We start from the raw sequence: 4320 nt of genomic DNA, 5'->3' as shown, positions 1-4320 counted from the left end.
GTCAGGGCGCGGCCGGCGCCGGGACCGCACCCGGCGCCCGCACCCGGCCGCCGGCAGCCGGTCCGTACTCGGTCCGTACTCGGTCCCCGCCCGATCCGTACCCGCGTGTTCGTCGCCGCAGCCCGTCGGCGGGGCCCGCGCACCGTACTGTGCGCAAGGTGATTGAGACGATCGTGTTCGACGTCGGCGAGACCCTCATCCGGGACGACCGGTACTGGCGGTCCTGGGCGGACTGGCTCGGAATCCCCTCCCACACCGTGTCCGCGCTCGTCGGCGCCGTCACCGCGCGAGGACGTGACCACACCGACGCTCTGCAACTGCTCAAACCCGGCATGGACATCGCGGAGGCGTACCGCGCACGGGAGGCCGCGGGCCGGGGCGAACACCTCGACGAGAGCGATCTCTACCCCGATGTGCGTCCCGCCCTCTCGGCGCTGCGCGGGCTCGGGTACCGGGTCGTTGTCGCCGGCAACCAGACGGTGAAAGCAGGCACGTTGCTGCGCGGGCTCGACCTGCCCGCCGACCTCGTCGCCACGTCGGACGAGTGGGGCGTGGCCAAGCCGGACCCGGCCTTCTTCGAGCGGGTCGTCGCCGCGTCGGGCGCGGCTCCGGACGCCACGCTGTACGTGGGCGACCACCCGCAGAACGACATCTTTCCCGCCAGGGCGGCCGGGCTGCGCACCGCGCATCTGCGGCGCGGGCCGTGGGGGCACATGTGGGCCGACGACCCCGAAGTGGTCGCCGCGGCGGACTGGCGGGTCAGCAGTCTGACCCGGCTCGCGGCGGCCCTGGCCGAGTATCACGCGGCGGGCACTTCCTGACGGGTCCGGCCGTTGTCTCTCCGTAAAGAGTGATCAAAATGGTCACCAGGTGAACGAGGAGACGGCTGATGGCCCTGTGGGACCGCTTCAAGGACTCTGCGAAGACGATGCAGACGCAGCTCGACGCGAAGAAGAACGACCTCAAGAGCGGCGGATTCCGGGACGCCAGCATGGCCATGTGCGCGCTGGTCGCCGCGGCCGACGGCTCCATCGACGCCGCGGAGCGGCAGCGGGTCGCCTCGCTGATCGCCACCAACGAAGTCCTGAAGAACTTCACGGCGGACGATCTGCAGACTCGTTTCAACGACTACTGCCAGAAGCTCACCACCGACTTCGACTTCGGCAAGGTCAGCATCCTGCAGACCATCGGCAAGGTCAGCAAGAAGCCCACCGAGGCGCGCGCCGTCATCCAGATCGGCATCGTGATCGGCGGCGCCGACGGTGACTTCGACAAGGCCGAGCAGGCCGTGGTCCGCGAGGCGTGCTTCGCCGTCGGGATCGCCCCCACGGAGTTCGACCTGTAGGAACGGCAGCGCCGTACCGCGCGGTCCCGCCGCACAGCGCCGCTTCTGCGCCGCGCTGTGCGGCCTCACGGACCGCCCGGTCAGCTGCTCCTGGTCACCCCTCCTCCGCCGACAGCCGCCACAGCGGCGGGACGTGCCGGGAGGGGGACGCCGTGCTGAGGTGGTGGCGGAGTTCCGCCAGTTCCGTCGGGGACAGGGCCAGTTCCTCGGCTATCCGGCGGGTGGTGACATAGGCGATCCCGTCGGCCGCGGTGCGCCGTTCCCACGCGGCGAAGCGCTCGGGCAGGGGCCGTGGTTCACCGGGTGCGGCGTGGCCCCCGGGTGACTCGCTCGTCTCCGGGCCCGGTCGGGCCGCGCGGGCGCGCTCTCTGGCGACCTCGGAGAAGCCGCAGACCCGTTCGCTCGCCCGTTCCGCGTCCGCGAGGCTCGTACTCCCCGCCAACGCCCGTGCCAGCGGGTTGATTTCGAGAGCACGGGCCAGGGGCAGCCGGTAGACGTGCGGGCTGGCGTCGCCGAGTGTGACGGGGCGCGGGGCGTCGCGGGTGCCGCAGACTCCGCGTACCCCCCGGGCCGCCGCGACCAGCAGCGCGCCCGCCTCCGACGGGTGCCAGTCGAAGACCGCCCGGACGGACCGGGTGTCCGCGGAGGTCAGAGTGAGCAGCGGGTCGCCGAGCCGCGGCAGCAGCACGGCCTCCGGTACCTCGGAGTCGAGTCCGGGGCCCGCGACATGGACCGAGGCGGGGATCCCGCTCTGCGCGCAGGCGGCGAGGACCAGCGCGTCCCCGAGCGGGCTGCGCAGGGTGGGTTCGGTGCCGTCGGTCAGGATGTCGCCGCCGACATCGACGACATCGACCCGGCCGGCCTCGCAGTACGCGGCGGCCTCCGCGATCTGCCGCGCGAGCCCCACCGCCCCCTCGTAGGGGTCCAACAGGCCCAGCGCAGGCCGCAGATCGCCCGCGAGCCTGGGCAGCAGCGAGCCGGCCGGCGGACGGGGCGCGGAGTCCGGGGTGACCAGCCGAAGGGTGGGGCCTGCCGGGACCGTGCCGGTGAAGTCGGCCGGCCGGCGCGGCCCCGGCACCGGGTCGACGACCAGCCGCTCCCAGGCGTACGTCAGCACGAGGGCGGGCTCGTCCGGTCCGTGCAGAGCGGCGTGCACCATCGCCGTCGCGATGGCGTCGCCGCCACCGCCGGCCGCTATGAGTAGTCGCTTCATGGACGACATGGTTATCGCAGCGGGACCGGACTTTCAGCCCAACTCACCTTCCGGCGGCGGCCGCGGGCGCCGCCATCGCAGAGGTGCGGATTTTCGGCAAGTCACGGAAACATCCAAATTGGGCAAAGAGAAAGCCAAACAGTTCGGTATTTCGTCTCATGCCATCCCTGACGCTCTGTCGATCATGCTGTCACGTGGCGCGACTTTCACCTGGGCTCCGATCGACTCCGGAAGGAAGCATCACGGAAGTGACAACCTCTGTACCGGTCCACATCTCCCGTTCCGTTCCCGATGAACCGACCACGCCGTACAAGCAGTACGTGTACGCCTACCCGCACCAGAAGGCATACCGGCTCGGGACGGAGCGGCCGCTCCTCACCGATTTATGGGCCGGTGAGCGGCTCGACGCGCTCTCCCTCTACGTCCACATCCCCTTCTGCGAGATGCGTTGCGGCTTCTGCAACCTCTTCACCCGCACCGGCGCACCCGGGGAGGTCACCCGGAACTTCCTGCGCACCCTGGAGCGGCAGGCCCGCGTCACCCGGGAGGCCCTGGAGGCCAACGGCACACCGGGGTTCACCCTCGCGGCGTTCGGGGGCGGCACCCCGACCTACCTCACGGCGGACGAACTGGTCCAGCTCTGCGACATCTGCGAGAACGTGATGGGCGCGGACCTCAGGGCGGTGCCGTGGTCGGTCGAGACCTCTCCCGCCACCGCCACCGCCGACCGGATCGCGGTCCTCTCGGAACGCGGCGCCACCCGGCTGAGCATCGGCGTGCAGAGCTTCATCGACGAGGAGGCGCGTGCCGCCGTACGGCCGCAGAAACGTTCCGAGGTGGAGGAGGCCCTCGGCCGGCTGAAGGAGGCCGCCTTCCCGATCCTCAACATCGACCTCATCTACGGCATCGACGGCCAGACCGAACAGAGCTTCAAGGTGTCGCTGGACGCGGCGCTCGGCTGGGAACCGGAGGAGATCTACCTCTACCCGCTGTACGTACGCCCGCTGACCGGTCTCATGGCCCGGCACGACAAGAGCGGCGAACTCTGGGACGAGCAGCGGCTGCGGCTCTACCGGTACGGGCGGGAGTATCTGCTCGCGGCCGGCTACCGGCAGACGTCGATGCGGGTCTTCAGCCGGATCGGCACCGCCGCCGTGGACGGCGCGGACGACAGCAACATCAGTGAGTACAACCAGCAGGCCGGGATGGTCGGACTGGGCGTCGGCGCACGGTCGTTCACGACCGATCTGCACTACACGACGGACTACGCGGTCGCCGTGCCCGAGGTCAGGCGCATCATCGACGACTACATAGCGACGCCGACCGACGAATTCCGGCGCGCCCAGTGGTCCTTCCGCATGGACGACGACGAGCGACGCCGGATGTTCATCCTGCACATGCTGCTGGAGGCCGAGGGGATGGACGTCGAGCGCTACCGGTCGCGGTTCGGCACCCTTCCGCAGGACGACTTCCCCGCCCAGTTCGCGCTGGTCACCGAGCGCGGCTGGCTCACCAGCGAGGGCGGCACGCTGCGGCTGACCCCGGAGGGGATGGCCTGGGCGGACGCCATCGGCCCGCTGTTCTTCTCCCCCAGGGTCAAGGACGCCATGTCGTCCTACCGGGACCGCTGAGCAGGTACTGCCCCTAGTCCGGCCATGTCTCTCCGTGCGCTCCCGTCCGGGCAGCGCGGGAGGCATGGTCCGCACCGTTTCCCGCGCCGTCCGCCGGCCGTGCGGGCGGCGCCGGCGGTCCGCCCGCGGCC

4 protein-coding genes are annotated in these 4320 nt (G+C 70.9%); 3 read left to right on the top strand and 1 reads right to left on the bottom strand.

Annotated elements, in window-relative coordinates:
• Positions 1-158 precede the first annotated feature (158 nt).
• Together G3I19_RS34905 and G3I19_RS34900 are read left to right on the top strand one after the other, a co-directional pair.
• Positions 159-821 carry an HAD family hydrolase gene (locus G3I19_RS34905; protein WP_343235304.1) on the top strand — a complete coding sequence of 221 codons (663 nt, stop codon included), beginning with the start codon at positions 159-161 and terminating at the stop codon, positions 819-821.
• A gap of 68 nt (positions 822-889) precedes the next feature.
• Positions 890-1345 carry a TerB family tellurite resistance protein gene (locus G3I19_RS34900; protein WP_164267706.1) on the top strand — a complete coding sequence of 152 codons (456 nt, stop codon included), beginning with the start codon at positions 890-892 and terminating at the stop codon, positions 1343-1345.
• Between the two features lie 94 nt (positions 1346-1439).
• Here the strand turns inward: G3I19_RS34900 and G3I19_RS34895 are convergent, their stop codons facing one another.
• Positions 1440-2558: a DUF1152 domain-containing protein gene (locus G3I19_RS34895; protein ID WP_239075035.1), complete on the bottom strand. Its 1119-nt coding sequence runs from the start codon at positions 2556-2558 to the stop codon at positions 1440-1442.
• A 248-nt stretch (positions 2559-2806) separates the two neighbouring features.
• Between G3I19_RS34895 and G3I19_RS34890 the strand changes: the two genes are divergently transcribed.
• Positions 2807-4189, top strand: coding sequence for an STM4012 family radical SAM protein (locus tag G3I19_RS34890; protein ID WP_164267704.1), 1383 nt, complete (start codon positions 2807-2809; stop codon positions 4187-4189).
• The last annotated feature ends 131 nt before the right edge of the window (positions 4190-4320 follow it).

It is taken from the genome of Streptomyces sp. SID10853 (assembly GCF_010548145.1).
In the GTDB taxonomy this organism is placed as follows: Bacteria; Actinomycetota; Actinomycetes; order Streptomycetales; family Streptomycetaceae; genus Streptomyces.
Note: the sequence above shows the minus strand (reverse complement) of the source record. Positions and strands in the feature narration are given on the sequence as shown.

Excerpts from the sequence above, each read along its gene's own strand:
- G3I19_RS34895 (WP_239075035.1), bottom strand. The coding sequence starts at position 2,558 with ATGAAGCGACTACTCATAGCGGCCGGCGGTGGCGGCGACGCCATCGCG.
- G3I19_RS34900 (WP_164267706.1), top strand. The coding sequence starts at position 890 with ATGGCCCTGTGGGACCGCTTCAAGGACTCTGCGAAGACGATGCAGACG.